The following is a 14,350-nucleotide window of genomic DNA, read 5'->3' as shown; positions in this document are numbered from 1 at the left end:
CGTCGTCGGCACCCCGCGGCCGGTGCGCCGCGGGGCACGAGGCCGACGTTCACTTGCGGGCGCCGCTCGAATTGGCGAAGGTCAGCAGCTGGGAGGCGAGCATCCGCAACTGGTTCTGCACCGTCTCGTCCACCAGTTCCCCGTCGGCATCCCACACCGGGTCCGCGGAGTTGATCGCCACCCCCAGCGGAGTGGGCCAGGCGCGCAGCGCATGCCCGATGACGCGTAGCTGTCCCAGCGTGCCCACGGCGGCCTGCCAGCCGTACGCGCAGGTGATGCAGCCCCATGGGGTGTCGTCGAGGTACACCCGCGGGTCCTCTCGCAGGTCCTCGATGTAGTCCAGCGCATTCTTGACCAAGCCCGACACCGAGCCGTGGTAGCCCGGTGAGGCCACCACCACCGCGTCGGCGCTGCGCAGCGCATCGACCAGCTCGGCGGCCTTCGGGGTGCGCTCCAGTTCGTGCGGCGCATACATCGGCAGGTCCAGGTCAGGCCCGGCGTACAGCCGGGTGCGCCCGCCCTGACGCTCGACCTCGGACAGGCAGTACCGCAGGGCACGCTCAGTCGAAGAGTTGGCCCGCAGGGTGCCGCCCAGACCGACGATCAGCGGTCCGTCGTTCGCGGTGGTGTCCCCGGAGCCCGGGTCCTTGGGTGTCGCAGCCACGTCGTGTCTTCCTAGGTGTCGTTCGGTTCGGTCATTTGATGGCGATCGGATTCACCGGCGAGCCCACCGCGCCGACGACGCTCAGCGGCGGTGCGACGAGCTGGAACTCGTAGACGCCGTCGGAGGCGCAGTCGGCCGCCAGGGCCGTCAGATCCCAGTACTCGCCGAGCATCAGCCCCATGTCGCGCAGGCAGAGCATGTGCATCGGCAGGAAGGTGCCCTCGACACCGGCGGCCGGGTCCGGGTCCTCGACCATCAGGTTGTCCGCCGCCACCGCGGCCACCTCGTGCTCGTGCAGCCACGCCGCGCACCGCCAGTCCAACCCCGAACCCGCCTCGGCGCCGTCGCCGACCGCGCAGAACCGGGTCCACCAGCCGGTGTGGACCAGCACGATGTCGCCGCTGCGCACCTCGACGCCCTGCTTGGCGGCCACGGCGTCGAGTTCCTCCGGGGTGACGGGGTTGCCCGGTTCGAGGAACACCTCGGCGCCCCGAAATCGCACCAAGTCGAGCAGCACCCCGCGCGAGGTGATGCCGACGGCGTCGACCTTGTCGATCCCGCAGTGATAGGCGCCGAAACTGGTCACCGAATCCGCGGGAAAACCGTTGTACAGCTTGTCCTCGTAGTACACGTGGCTCAGCGCATCCCACTGCGAGGCCGCTTGCAGCGGCATCACGATCATGTCGTCGTTGAACCGGAACGGATTGTCGGCGAAGAACGCGCTGACGTCGTGGGCGACGGCGTTGCGCAGCCACTCCGGACCGTAACGCACCAGGGTGTCGGCGTCGCCACCGTCGACGGTCATCGTGTGCACCGGGTTGTTGCGGAACTTGAACGCGCCCTGCGGGCCGTTGGATCCGAAGTCGGTGCCGAGCGCGAACACCTTGCCGCGCTGGGCAAGTCCGGCGGCCTCGGCGACCTTGTCCGCGGTGATGAAGTTCAGGGTGCCCAACTCGTCGGCCGCGCCCCAGCGGCCCCAGTTGCGCACCTCGTCGGCCATCTTGCGGAAGTCCTGCATTGTGCCGGCCATGGCCTACCTTCCCGAGATCCGGTCGAGGGAATCGATCGCCGAGCTGAACCGCTCGGCCAGGATGCCGCCGTCGGCCCAGATCACCTGTCCGGTGACGTAACTGGCGGCGGGGCTGCCGAGGAACACCAACAACGCGGCTTGCTCCTGCGGTGTCGAAGCGCGTCCCAGCGGCGTGGTGAACGAGTCGAGATAACCCTGCCCGTACGCGGTTCGCAACTGATCGAGGATGGGTGTTTCGGTGACCCCCGGGGCGGTGCAGTTGATCCGGATCCCGCGCGCACCTAGTTCGGCGACCTTGCTCATGGTGTAGAGAATGGTCGCTTCCTTGGCCAGCCGGTAGCCGCCGCCCTCGGCCAGCGCGTCGGGATGGTCGGCGCACCACTGCACGCCCTGCTCCGGCGAGGCGGTGGCCACCAGACCCGCTGTGGTCGAGGCGTTCTCGCGGTACTCGGAGGCGGCCAGCGAGGACACCGAGGTGACCGATCCCCCGGCCGGGATTCGCTGCAGCATGGTCTCGGTGAACTGCCGCATGCCCAGGAAGTTGATCCGGACCACCAGCGCCGGATCACCTATGCCCGAGGACACCCCGGCCACGTTGAACAGCGCGTCCACGCCGCCGTCGACCCCGCCGGCCGCCGCGTCCACCGAAACGGGGTCGGCCAGATCCACAGCAATGAAGTCGTCGACCCCGTTCTGCGGATCGCGGCGGTCCAGACCCGTTACCCGGGCGCCCAATTCGCCGAGCTGGCGCGCCACCTGCGCGCCGATGCCGGACGCGCAGCCGGTGACCACCACGTGCTTACCGTCGTAACGCACCAGCTCGTCGAGGGTGGCCACGCTCAGCTCGCTGCTTCCCGGGCCGCCTTCTGCTCCTTCTCCAGCTGGGCTGCCTTGACGCGGCCCTCGTTGATCTCGGCCATCGCCTCGGGGATCTCCCCCGCGGTGAACTTGCCGCCACGGCCGGTGGGCAACCCACCGAAGGCGTAGGTCTCGTCGAACAGCGGTGCGTTCGACGGCTGCCGCCGCGCCTCGATCTTCTCGATCACCGGCTCGAGGCGCTTGGCCTTGTCGGCCACCGCCTTCTGATCGCGCTCGATGAACTCGGGCAGGATCTCCTTGCCCATGATCTCGATGGATTCCATGGTGCCCTCATGGCTGCGCGGGTTCAGCAGCAGGATGATCTCGTCGACACCGCTGGCCTCGTAGCTGCGCAGGAACTCCCGCACGGTGTCCGGACCGCCGATGGCGCCGCGACCCGGGCCGTAGGCCAGCGTCGGATCTTCCTTGACCGCCTGCTCGTAGCGCTCCCACACCTTGGTACGGCCCGGGGTGTGCATGCCGGTCAGGTAGTAGTGCATGATGCCGAAGCTGAAGAAGCCGCCGCCGATGCCGAGCCGCTTGAGCGCCTCGTCGTCGTTCTTCGCCACCATCATCGACAGGTCGCCGCCGATCGCCAGCAGGTTGGGGTTGATCGCCGGGGTGACCGGCGTGCCCTTTTCCTCCAGCTCCTGGTAGTACCCGTCGACCCGCTCCTTGAGCGCCTCGGGGCCGGTGTAGGCGAAGCTGAGCGCGCCGATGGCCTTCTGCGCGGCCATCTGCACCGACGACGGACGGGTGCAGGCCACCCAGACCGGGGGGTGCGGCTTCTGCAGCGGCTTCGGGATCACGTTGCGCGCAGGCATTTCGACGTGCTCACCCTTGAAGCCGGAGAAGGGCTCCTCGACCATGCACCGGATCGCGACCTCAAGGGCCTCCTCCCACTGCGCCCGCTTGTCGGCCGGGTCGATGTTGAATCCACCCAACTCGGCGACCGAGGAACCCTCACCGGTGCCGAACTCCACCCGACCGTTGGACAGGTGATCCAGCGTGGCGACACGCTCGGCGATACGCGCCGGATGGTTGATCGGCGGGGGCAGGTGCATGACACCGAAGCCCAGCCGGATGTCCTTGGTGCGCTGGCTCGCCGCGGCCAGGAACATCTCCGGCGCGGTGGAGTGGCAGTACTCCTCGAGGAAGTGGTGCTCGGTGAGCCAGACGGTCGAGAAGCCGGCTTTGTCGGCGGCTTCGACTTCGTCCAGACCGTGCTGGAACAGTTGATGTTCGTCGTCTTCCGACCACGGCCGAGGCAGCGGGAATTCGTAGAACAGCGAGATCTTCATCGGGTGCCTCCTCAGGCGTTGCGGACGTTGTCGTGGACTTGCGGTTGTTGCGGGTTCCGGACGGGGTGGTTCTGGGCGGCGTGTTTGGCGGCGACGTAGCCGAAGGCCATCGCGGGGCCGATGGTGGCGCCCGCGCCGGCGTAGCTGCGGCCCATCACCGCGGCCGAGGCATTGCCCACCGCGTACAGGCCGGGGATGTGCCGGTCTTCGGTGTCGAGCACCCGGGCGTGCTCGTCGGTGCGCAGCCCACCGGAGGTGCCCAGATCACCCAGGATGATCTGGAACGCGTAGTACGGCGGCTTCGACAGCGGGTACAGGTTCGGGTTCGGCAGCGTCGGGTCACCGTAGTAGTTGTCGTAGGCGCTGTCACCCCGGGCGAAGTCGTCGTCGTGACCCTTGCGGGCCAGTTCGTTGAAGCGTTCGGCGGTCTCCCGTAGTGCGGCCGGCGGCACGTCGATCTGCGCGGCCAGCTCCTCGAAACTCTTGCCTTCCTTGACGATCCCGGAGTCCAACCAGGCCTGCGGGATCTTCCGGCCGGTCGGCACCGGCGCGAACGGGATCTTCGGGATGGGTAGGTGGCCACCCACCACGTAGCGGTGGAACGACCGCTGGTCGGTGATCAGCCAGACCGGGATGTGGGTGACCCCCGAGCGCTGGCCCTCGATCATCGCGTGCGCGAAGTCCATGTAGGGGGCGGCCTCGTTGATGAACCGCTTGCCCGCGCCGTTGACCACGAATTGCGCCGGCATCATGCGCTCGTTGAGCATGAACTGCAACCGACCGTCGGGCCAGCACATGGCCGGGAACCACCAGGCCTCGTCCATCAGATCCGTGGCGGCGCCGACCTTCTGGCCGGCGCGGATGCCGTCACCGGTGGCCGCCGGGTTACCGAAGCTCCAGTCCTGCTCCAGCTCCGGCAGATGTTCGCGGCGCCAGGCCATGTCGTGGTCGAATCCGCCGGCGGCGATGATGACCCCGGCACGGGCCCCGATCCGACGGGTCCGGCCATCCTGTTCGACGACGGCGCCGATCACCCGCGCCCCCGGCCCGTCCCCGTCGGTGATGAGCTCGGTCATCGGCGTGTTGAGCCACAGCGGAATGTCGTGCTCCTGCAGGGCCAGTCGCATCCGGGCCACCAGGGATTGCCCGATGGCGGCCATCCGGTCGCCGAAGACCCTGGCCCGGAACATCCGCCAGATCAGCTTGACCAGCACCGCCTTACCGCGCCAGTTCTGCCGGACCTGGTAGAACAGGCGCAGATCCTTGGGCGCGAACCAGATGCCCTTGGGCGCCAGCGCCAACGGCTGCAACAGGTTCTGTTCCTCGGCGCCGAGCTTGCGCAGATCGATGGCCGGCACGTTGATGGTGCTGCCCAGGGCCGAACCGCCCGGCAGTTCCGGGTAGTAGTCGGCGTAGCCGGGCTTCCAGACGAACTCGAACCAGCGGCTGCGGTCCTCCAGGAACTGCATCATCTCCGGCGCGGCCTCGACGTACTTGCGCAGCCGGGCATCGCTGACCAGCCCGCCGGTGATCTGCTTGAGGTAGCCGAAGACCTCATCCGGGTCCGGCGAATAGCCCTCGCGGCGCTGCGAGGGCGCACCCGGCACCCAGATGCCGCCGCCGGAGAGCGCCGTGGAACCGCCGTAGTGGGCCGACTTCTCGACGACGAGGGCATCCAACCCCTCGGCCTGAGCGGTCAACGCGGCGGTCAGCCCGCCGCCGCCGCTGCCGATGACCAACACGTCGACCTCGTGATCGAAGGTCGCTGCGTGGTCGTTGTCGTTGGCCGTCATGCGGGCACCGCCGTTCGGATTGCGAACCCGGCGATGAGTTCCGGCGCCGGGCGGTAATAGTGGTGAGCGGTCACGTACCGACCGGAGGCGGCCAGCGCGGCGAAGGCCGCGATCCAGGTCCGGACCTCGTGGGCGGAGTTTCCGGCCGCGGCGGCGATGTCGCCGTTGGACCAGGTGTCGACCTCGGCAAGCCGGTTGGCGTCGAGCAGTTCCAGGAACGCGCGGTCCCAGTCCGGATTCAGCGGCTGCAGCGCCGACTCGCCGTGGGCGAAGTCGTGGGCGGCGGCGATCACCGCGTCCTGGCGGGCGCTGCGTTGCTCCGGGCTCATGGCGACGCCGCGCACGATGCGGTCCAGCGCGGCCGGGGGCGCCGTCGCCAGCGTCGGCACCGGCGGATCATGCGACAGGCCACCGGATCCCAGTACCAGCACCCGCTTGTCCAGCGTCGCCAGGAAGGCCCCGATGGCGGTGCCCAGCGCCCGCACCCGGCGGACGGGTCCCAACGGGGTGGCGACCGAGTTGATGAACACCGGGATGATCGGCACCGCCGCGGCGTCGCCGAACAACGTCTGCAGAGGCTGCACGGTGCCGTGGTCGACCTCCATGCCGGCCGAGATCGCGACGTCGACGTCGGCGTCGAGCACCGCTGCCGCGCAGGCGTTGGCGAGGTCTTCGGCGACGTTCAGCGGACCGGCCTGGGTGCCGTAGTCGCCCACCCCCGACGCCGAAGTGCCGATGCAGAACGGGGGCATAAGCTTGTAGAAGAAGCCGTTGTAGTGATCCGGCGAGAAGGTCACCACGACGTCCGGGGCGAAGTCGGCGACGAAGTCGCGCGCACCGGCCAGCGCGGCCTCGATGTCGGTGAGCAGGTCAGCCGACGGTCCCGGAAGATTCAGCAGCGGGCTGTGCGACATGCAACACAGTGCCAGTTGCGCCATGGTTCTCACCGCCTTTCGCAGGCTTCGGGGCATCGGCGTGCAGGACCGAGAACACCTCGGAACTCATCTCGGCTGCGCGCTGGGCCACACAGGCCGCGGCGATGCAGCGGTCCGGCCGCAGGAACAACACCGAGTCGGTGTGACCGTCGAAGAAGGACTTCAGCGCCCCGGTGCGGTCACCGACCACGACCACGTCGGGGTCGTCGACGCTCTCGCCGTCCGGTCGCCAATGCAACTGGGTGCTCGGTCGCGCGGCAATGAAGGTGGTGCCCAACGCCTTCCACCGCTCGAGCATCTCCGTTCCGAGCAGTCGGCGGGGGTCGTTGTTCCAGCACAGCACCGCGAAGCCGGTGCCGATGACGTCGTCGAGCAGGACGTTCTGCTCGGTGCGGGTGTCGACCCGCGGCTGGATGAACAGGGTGCCGGCCGCCGACCCCGGCGGGGGCGGGGTGGCGGCATGTACGACCGCGCCCTGCTCGTAGCGCGGCATCGGCTTGAACCGCATCTCCAGCACATACCGCTTGAGCGACGGGACGATGGACGCCGCACGAATGAGCTTGTCACGCACCCCGGCGACGCGGCGGTTGGTCGGCGAGATGACCCGGCCCACCATGGTGGACAGGTCGATCATGGCGCGCGCGTGCTTGCGCCGTTCCACGTCGTAGCTGTCCAGCAGGGCGTCGCCGGCGTGGCCGTTGACCACGGCCGCCAGTTTCCAACCCAGGTTTGCGGCGTCGCGGATCCCGCTGTTGTACCCCTGCCCCTGCCACACCGGCATGAGGTGGGCGGCGTCGCCGGCCAGCAGCATCCGCCCCTTGCGGAAGGCGCCGGCGATGCGCGAGTGGTGCGTGTAGACCCGATGCCGGATGATGTCGACCTGGTCGGGATGCGGGACGAAACTGGCCAGCAGCCGGCTGACGAACGCCGGATCGGAGGCCAGCTCGTCGGATTCGTCGTCGTGGATCATGAACTCGAACCGGCGGATACCGTGGGCGATCGAGATCGAGGCGTACGGGCGCTCGGGGTCGGCGCCGACCTCGCTGTTGGGGTGGCCCAGCGGGTCATTGGCCAGGTCGATGACCACCCAGCGGGTGGGCGAGGTGGTGCCCTCGAAGGAGACGCCCATCAGGTGGCGGGTGGCGCTGCGCCCGCCGTCGCAGCCGACGACGTAGCCGGCGTGGACCTGGGAGCCGGCGCCGTCGGGGCCGGCCAGCTCCACCGTGACACCCTCGGCGGTCTCGGTCACGGCGGTCATCCTGGTGCCCCAGCGGATCTCGACATGGTCGAAACGGCGCAGGCCGGCGAACAATTCGGCGTCGACGAGGGGCTGGACGAAGCCGTTGCGTTTGGGCCAGCCGAAGCGGGCGTCCGGGGGCGCCATCTCGACCAGCAGGCGGCGGTTGGAATCGAAGAACCGCAGGATCTGGTTCGGGACGGTGTGCGGCAGCACGGCGTCGACCAGGCCGATCGACTGGAACGTCCGCAGCGACTCGTCGTCGAGACCGACGCCGCGCGGGTAGTCGATCAGCGTGTCGCGTTCCTCCACGATCAGCGTCCGAACACCCTGCAGGCCAAGGATGTTCGCCAGGGTAAGGCCCACCGGCCCGGCCCCGACGATCACCACCGCGGGGCGGTCTGAACCACTCTGCGCGGCGGCCACTTACGACCGCCCCAACAGGAAGTCGACGTGCAGGCGGTTGAACGTGTCGGGATCCTCGTACTGCGGCCAGTGCCCGCAGCCGGCCATCACCTCGAACCGGGCGCCGGGGATCATCGAGGCGATCCGGCTGCCCTCGCTGACGTCGGCGGTCGGGTCGTCGCTGGTCCACAGCACCAGCGTCGGGGCGGTGATGGCGCCGTACTCCTTGGGGCCCATCAGGTTTCGAGCCCGGATCTCCGGGTCCTGCAACGCCATGATGTCGCGCATCGCGTCGACGAATCCCGGCAACCGGTAGATCCGCTGGCGGCTGGCCACGATGTCGTCGTAGTCCTTGGACTTGTCGGCCATCAACCACTTGATCCGCGCCTGCACCGTCTCCCAGCTCGGATCCTCGACCGCGGCCATCGACAGCGTGATGATGCGCTTCATCACCTCCGGGTCGGCCTGCGAGCCGCCGGCGGTGTTGAGGACCAACCGGTGGATCCGCTCGGGGTGATCGGCGGCGGCCCGGGAGGCCACCCAGCCGCCGAGCGACTCCCCGGACAGGTACACCCGCTCGGCGTCGATCGCGTCGAAGACGGCCAGCAGGTGCTTCACGTAGTGCGCGATCTCCAGGGGGTGTCCCGGCTTGTCGGTGTAACCGTGCCCCAGCATGTCGATCGACCAGGTGGAGAAGTGTTCGGCGTGGGCGGCGAGGTTGCGGACGTAGGCCTCGGCGTGTCCGCCGGAGCCGTGCAGCAGCACCAGGGCGGGCTTTTCGGGGTCCCCGGCGTGCAGGTATCGGGTGCGTACACCGCCGGCGTCCAGGTACCCCTGCGAGAACGGAACGCCCTGAAGATCGCTCCAAATGCTCTCGAACTCAGCCACGAAATGCCTCTCTGCCTGCGATTATGACGTTCTCTTTTTCTGCGATCGATGTGTGCTAATATCGTACATCGATGTGCACTATCTATAGAGCATCACTCTCAGGGTGATGTCTGTCAAGGGAGGAATCGCCGCGACCGAGCAGCCGATCACCGTCGTCGCCACCGGCGCACCGGGCTCGCAGACGCTGGCCCGCGGCCTGACCGCGCTCCAGGTGGTCGCGGCCACCCCGGACGGGCTGACCGCGCAGCAGGTCGCCGAGCGCATCGGCGTGCATCGCACCATCGCCTACCGACTGCTGAGCACGCTCGCGCAGTTCCGGATGGTCGCCAAGGCCGAGGACGGCCGCTACCGCCCCGCCGCCGGCCTGGTGGCGCTCGGTGCCTCCTTCGACAACAACCTCCGGCAGGTCTGCCTGCCGCGGCTGCGGGCCCTGGCCGACGAGCTGTCCACCACCGTGTCGATGCTGGTCGCCGAGGGCGATCATCAGGTGGCCATCGCGGTGATCGTGCCCACGCAGGTCGCCTACCAACTGTCCTTCCACGAAGGCAGCCGCTATCCACTCGACCGCGGCGCCGCGGGCATCGCGCTGTTGGCGAGCATGCCGCCCCGGCCCGGGGAACGGGACCTGGTGACGCTGACCCGCGAACAGGGCTGGGTCATCACCCACGGCGAGATCGAGCCCAACACCTTTGGCCTTGCCGTTCCGGTGCATCGTCTGCCACCGGCCCCGGCAACGTGCCTGAACCTGATCTCCCATCGCGAGGATGTCGTCGAACGCGGCCGTGACGCGGTGATCAAGGCAGCCGAAGAGCTGTCGGTGATATTGAACTGAGCCGTCGTCTTACCGAAAGGATCTGCGTGTGAACGCAACCAACTGGGACCGCGAAACCGACGTCGTCGTGCTGGGCACCGGTGGGGCGGGGATGACCGCGGCGTTGTCCGCGGCCGTGGCCGGCGCCGAGGCGGGCGTCCGGGTGGAGGTCTACGAGAAGGCCGAGACCGTCGGAGGTACCACCGCGGTCTCGGGCGGCATCGCCTGGATTCCGGCGCATCACCGGTCCCCCGACGGGGAGTTGACCGTCGAGGACGCCATGGCGTATCTGCGCGCCCAGTCCTTCGGCGCCATGGACGAGGACCTGGTGGAGACATTCGTGCGCACCGGCCCGGCCATGATCGACTTCGTCGAGGCGCACAGCGACATGCGGTTCGAGATCGCCACCGGGTTCCCGGATTACAAGCCCGAGCTGCCCGGCGGCCGGCCCGGCGGCGGCCGTTCCCTGGGGCCGGTCCCCTACGACCTCAACCGGATCCCGGCCTGGCGCGACCGGATCACCTCCTTCCCACCGGATTTCAGCAACGTGGGCATCGACGCCGAAACCCGCGCGCGGCTGCACGCCGATATCGACGACACCTCCGGGGACATCGTGGTGGCCGGCACCGCGATGATCGCGGGCTTGCTCCAGGGCCTGCTGGACGCCGGGATCACGCCGTTCACCGGCACCCGGGCCGTCGAGTTGATCGCCGAGGACGGCGTCATCGCCGGGGTGCGGATCAGTTCCGGTGACAACACGGTCAACGTCCGGGCGCACCGCGGGGTGATCCTGGCCAACGGTGGCTTCGAGTGGGACACCAGGCTGGTCGAGGCGTTCCTGCGCGGGCCCATGCACGGCCCGGTCTCGCCGCCCAACAACACCGGGGACGCGCTGCGGATGGCGATGGCCCACGGCGCGGATCTGGCCAACATGGGCGAGGCCTGGTGGGTGCCCATCGTGCAGATTCCCGACGACACCATCGACGGTCACCAGCGCAGCCGCAGCGTGCGTCTCGAACGCACCCGACCGCGCAGCATCATCGTCAACCGCGCCGGGCAGCGGTTCATCAACGAGGCCTGCGACTACAACTCGATGGCCGGCGCCTTCCAGTACCTGCACCCGCGCGACGGCTATGTCAACGACCCCGCCTGGATCGTGTTCGACGACCAGCACCTCAAGCGCTACGGCTTCCTGGGCGTCGAACCGGGCGAGCCGGCCCCCGAATGGTTCTGCGCGTCAGCCGATCTCAACGAACTGGCCGAGAAGACCGGCATCGACGCCGAGGGGCTGGCGCGGACGCTGGCCGACTGGAATCGCAACGTCGCCGGCGACGATCCGCGCGATCCCGACTTCGGCCGCGGCAGCAGCGCCTACGACGGCTACTGGGGCGATCCCAACGCCTCGACCGACGCCGGCCGCACGCTCGGTCCCCTCGATACCGCCCCGTACTACGCGGTGCCGGTCGCCCTCGGCGCGATGGGCACCAAGGGCGGTCCGCGCACCGACCGCGACGGCCGGGTCCTGCACGTCTCGGGCGCACCGATCCCGGGGCTGTACGCGGCGGGCAACGCGATGGCCGGCGTCACCGGCCGCGCCTACGGCGGCGCCGGCGGCACCATCGGCCCGGCCATGGTGTTCGGCTTCCGGGCCGGCCATCACGCGGCGACGGGCCGGTCGGTGAGCTGACCGCCGCCCCGCCGAGATCGACGAAATACCGAAAGCCACTCGCACAAACCGGCCCGAACTCACCTTTGGGCGCGTCGGCGGGGGCGGTCAGCGGTGGGCGCGGAAGAAGGCGACGGCCCGGGCCAGCGACTCCTCGACCGGTTCGGGCTTCCAGCCCAACTCACGTTCGGCCTTGCTGTGATCCAGCGGCGACATCAGCTCGGACATCTTCTGGCCCGCCGAGGCGAACATCAGGTCTCGGCGCAGCACGCGCGCAGCCAGGTCGTTGAGCCGGGCGCCGGCCCGTAACACCGGAAGCGGCACCTTGATTCGGGCGCGGCGCACCCCGGCGGCGTCGGCGACGACATCCTGGATCTCGCGCATCGTCATGAAGCGATCGGAGATGATGTAGCGCTCGCCGTTGCGCCCCTTCTCGGCGGCCAGCAGCATGGCCCGCGCGGCGTCCTCGATACCCACCACCTCCAGGCCGAAGTCCGGGTAGAACGGCATCTTTCCCGCGGCCACCATCGCGACCTGCCCGCCGTGCGGGGTCGGCTGCCAGTCGCCGGGGCCGTAGGTGGTGGACACGCACATCGCGACACCCGGTAGGCCGCGGTCCCGGACATACTCGAACAGCAATTCCTCGGCGGCGACCCGGGCCTCGACGTAGGCGCCGCCCTCGGTCCAGTTGCGCGGGTCGTCCTCGGTGACCAGCCCGGTCTTGCTGATGGCCAGGGTGCCGATCGTGCTGGTGAACACGAACTTTCGCAGTCCGGCGGCGATGTCGTCCTCGGTGGCCACGTCGAGCACCGCGCGCAACCCGTCGACGTTGGTGCGGAACAACGGGGTCGGGTCGCGCAGCCACATCCGGGCGTCCACCACGCAGTAGTAGATGACGTCGCAGCCGGTCATGGCCGCGCGCACCGCCGCCTCGTCGAACAGGTCGCCGTAACAGCGCTCCACATCGAGGTCGTCGATCGCCTTGGTGGAACTGGTCTTTCGGAGCATCACCCGGACGTCCTCGCCGGCCTCGACGAGCTTGCGGGTGACGTGCGAACCCAGGAACCCGCTGGCCCCGATGACCAGCTTCTTAGCGGTCACCGCTGACCGCCTGACGAACCTTGAATTTCTGCACCTTGCCGCTGGCGGTGCGCGGGAAGTCATCGACCCGCCGCAACTCCTCGGGCCACTTCTGCCGCGCGACCCCGCAGGCTTCGAAGTGGCGCCGAACCTCGTCGAGGTCGGGCAGGTCGTGCCCGTCGTGCAGGCGCAGCACCGCGGTGGCGTGTTCGCCGTAGCGGGCGTCCGGGGTGGCCACCACGACCGCCTCGGCCACCGCCGGCATGCCCAGCAGGGTTTCCTCGACCTCGGCCGCGCTGATGTTCTCGCCGCCGCGGATGATGATGTCCGACTTGCGATCGGTGATGGTGAGGTAGCCGTCGTCGTCGAAGACTCCGATGTCGCCGGTGTGGTACCAGCCGTCGTCGTCGAATACCTTGGCGGTCAACGCATCATCGGTGTATCCCAGGCACAGGTCCGGGCCCCGGGACAGGATCTCGCCGTCCTCGGCCAGGCGCACCTCGACCCCCGACAGCGCGCGGCCGTCGGTGTAGAGACGCTTGTCTTCCGGTTCGTCCCAGCGGGACCCGGTGATCGACGGATGCTCGGTGCTGCCGTAGGAGCGGTAGACGTTGATGCCGAGGTCGGCCAGCCGCCGCGTCACCGCCACCGGCACCGTCGAACCACCCAGGCCGACCGTGCGCACGCCCGCCAGGTGTTCGGTGGTGAAGTCCGGATGGTCGAGCAGGCTGGTCACGAAGTAGGGCGGACCACCGCCGATGGCCAGTCCGTCGGTCTTCATCAACCCCAGCGCCACACCGGGATCCCAGACGTCGGTGAGGTTGATCGGATGCTTGGCCAGCACCGGCATCAGGAACGCGCCGACCATGCCGATGAAGTGCCCGACCGGTGTGGCGGTCAGCTGCTTGCCGGCGTCGAGCATGTTCTGTCCGACCAGCTGATGGGTCTCGTGCACCAGGCTGTGGTGACTGTGGATCACCCCCTTGGGGGCACTCGTGGTCCCGGAGGTGTAGGCGTACAACGTCGCGCCGGCCGGGTCGGTGGCGACCACTCCCGACAGCGGCTGCTCGCCCAGCAGATCCTCGAAATCGACTGCGGTCGAGCCAGTTGCGCCCACCAGGCCGGCGTCCTTGCCGCCCACGATCCCCACGATCTCGATGTCGGAGGTGATGTCGGGATGGAACTCCATCCGGCCGAAGGACCCGGTCGTGATGAACACCTTGGGCTTGGCGTCGCCGAGGATGTGGGTGAGCTCCTTGCGGCCGTAGAAATGCACGATGGGCACCACCACCGTGCCCAGCAGCGCGGAGGCCCAGAAGGTCGCTGCGGCCTCCATCCAGTTGGGCAGCTGCATCGCGACCACGTCGCCCGCGCGGACGCCGCGCTGGTGCAGACCGGTGGCCAGCCGACGGGCCGCCCGCTCCACCTCGCCGACGGTCCCCCGATAAGGCCGGACCTTCGAGTGCACCCGGAACTCGAGATCCTGGGCTGCGGCCAGCTCGCGGGCCAGCAGATCACCCAGGGTGTCGGGCGTCCACCACCCGTTTTCCCGGTACCGCTGGACGAGTTCGTCGGGGATCGTTCGCATCGGCCTGTGCACTCCTCACCGTCGTCGATGATGCTATTCTCCGGAAGCGAGAATGCCAATCTCCGGTGCGGCGAAGGCGGGATTCCGGTTTCGG

At 69.0% G+C, this 14,350-nt stretch carries 12 protein-coding genes; 2 read left to right on the top strand and 10 right to left on the bottom strand.

Annotated features, from left to right (window positions below; translation table 11 throughout):
• Positions 1-49 precede the first annotated feature (49 nt).
• The 8 genes from R2K23_RS07465 to R2K23_RS07430 are packed head-to-tail and all read right to left on the bottom strand — an operon-like array spanning position 50 to position 9,111.
• On the bottom strand, positions 50-664 hold the full coding sequence (locus R2K23_RS07465; RefSeq protein ID WP_316515672.1) for an NADPH-dependent FMN reductase: 615 nt from the start codon (positions 662-664) through the stop codon (positions 50-52).
• 31 nt (positions 665-695) lie between these two features.
• A complete protein-coding gene (locus R2K23_RS07460; protein ID WP_316515670.1) occupies positions 696-1,694 on the bottom strand; it encodes a cyclase family protein in 999 nt (332 codons plus the stop codon).
• Between the two features lie 3 nt (positions 1,695-1,697).
• The gene (locus R2K23_RS07455; protein ID WP_316515669.1) at positions 1,698-2,531 is read right to left on the bottom strand and encodes a coniferyl-alcohol dehydrogenase; all 834 of its coding nucleotides are present in this window, start codon (positions 2,529-2,531) and stop codon (positions 1,698-1,700) included.
• Between the two features lie 2 nt (positions 2,532-2,533).
• Positions 2,534-3,853 carry an LLM class flavin-dependent oxidoreductase gene (locus R2K23_RS07450; protein WP_316515667.1) on the bottom strand — a complete coding sequence of 440 codons (1,320 nt, stop codon included), beginning with the start codon at positions 3,851-3,853 and terminating at the stop codon, positions 2,534-2,536.
• An 11-nt stretch (positions 3,854-3,864) separates the two neighbouring features.
• Positions 3,865-5,646 (bottom strand): FAD-binding protein, encoded by a 1,782-nt coding sequence (locus tag R2K23_RS07445; RefSeq protein ID WP_316515665.1) that lies wholly within the window; start codon positions 5,644-5,646, stop codon positions 3,865-3,867.
• A complete protein-coding gene (locus tag R2K23_RS07440) occupies positions 5,643-6,560 on the bottom strand; it encodes a 3-carboxyethylcatechol 2,3-dioxygenase (RefSeq protein ID WP_316515663.1) in 918 nt (305 codons plus the stop codon). The genes R2K23_RS07445 and R2K23_RS07440 overlap by 4 nt, the downstream gene beginning before the upstream one ends.
• A complete protein-coding gene (locus R2K23_RS07435) occupies positions 6,517-8,244 on the bottom strand; it encodes a bifunctional 3-(3-hydroxy-phenyl)propionate/3-hydroxycinnamic acid hydroxylase (RefSeq protein WP_316515661.1) in 1,728 nt (575 codons plus the stop codon). The genes R2K23_RS07440 and R2K23_RS07435 overlap by 44 nt, the downstream gene beginning before the upstream one ends.
• Complete coding sequence (locus tag R2K23_RS07430) at positions 8,245-9,111, bottom strand: alpha/beta fold hydrolase (protein ID WP_316515659.1); 867 nt, start codon at positions 9,109-9,111, stop codon at positions 8,245-8,247. It abuts the gene before it with no gap.
• A gap of 106 nt (positions 9,112-9,217) precedes the next feature.
• Between R2K23_RS07430 and R2K23_RS07425 the strand changes: the two genes are divergently transcribed.
• Positions 9,218-9,943, top strand: a complete 726-nt coding sequence (locus R2K23_RS07425; RefSeq protein ID WP_316515656.1) for an IclR family transcriptional regulator — start codon at positions 9,218-9,220, stop codon at positions 9,941-9,943.
• A 28-nt stretch (positions 9,944-9,971) separates the two neighbouring features.
• Positions 9,972-11,609, top strand: coding sequence for an FAD-dependent oxidoreductase (locus R2K23_RS07420; protein ID WP_316515654.1), 1,638 nt, complete (start codon positions 9,972-9,974; stop codon positions 11,607-11,609).
• Between the two features lie 87 nt (positions 11,610-11,696).
• Here the strand turns inward: R2K23_RS07420 and R2K23_RS07415 are convergent, their stop codons facing one another.
• Complete coding sequence (locus R2K23_RS07415) at positions 11,697-12,689, bottom strand: NAD-dependent epimerase/dehydratase family protein (RefSeq protein ID WP_316515652.1); 993 nt, start codon at positions 12,687-12,689, stop codon at positions 11,697-11,699.
• Complete coding sequence (locus R2K23_RS07410; protein WP_316515650.1) at positions 12,679-14,256, bottom strand: AMP-binding protein; 1,578 nt, start codon at positions 14,254-14,256, stop codon at positions 12,679-12,681. Before R2K23_RS07410 ends, R2K23_RS07415 begins: the two co-directional genes overlap by 11 nt.
• Between the last annotated feature and the right edge of the window lie 94 nt (positions 14,257-14,350).

It is taken from the genome of Mycolicibacterium sp. MU0050 (assembly GCF_963378085.1).
Classification (GTDB): domain Bacteria; phylum Actinomycetota; class Actinomycetes; order Mycobacteriales; family Mycobacteriaceae; genus Mycobacterium; species Mycobacterium wendilense.
The sequence above is the reverse complement of the archived record's forward strand: the minus strand, read 5'-3'. Positions and strand labels throughout refer to the sequence as shown.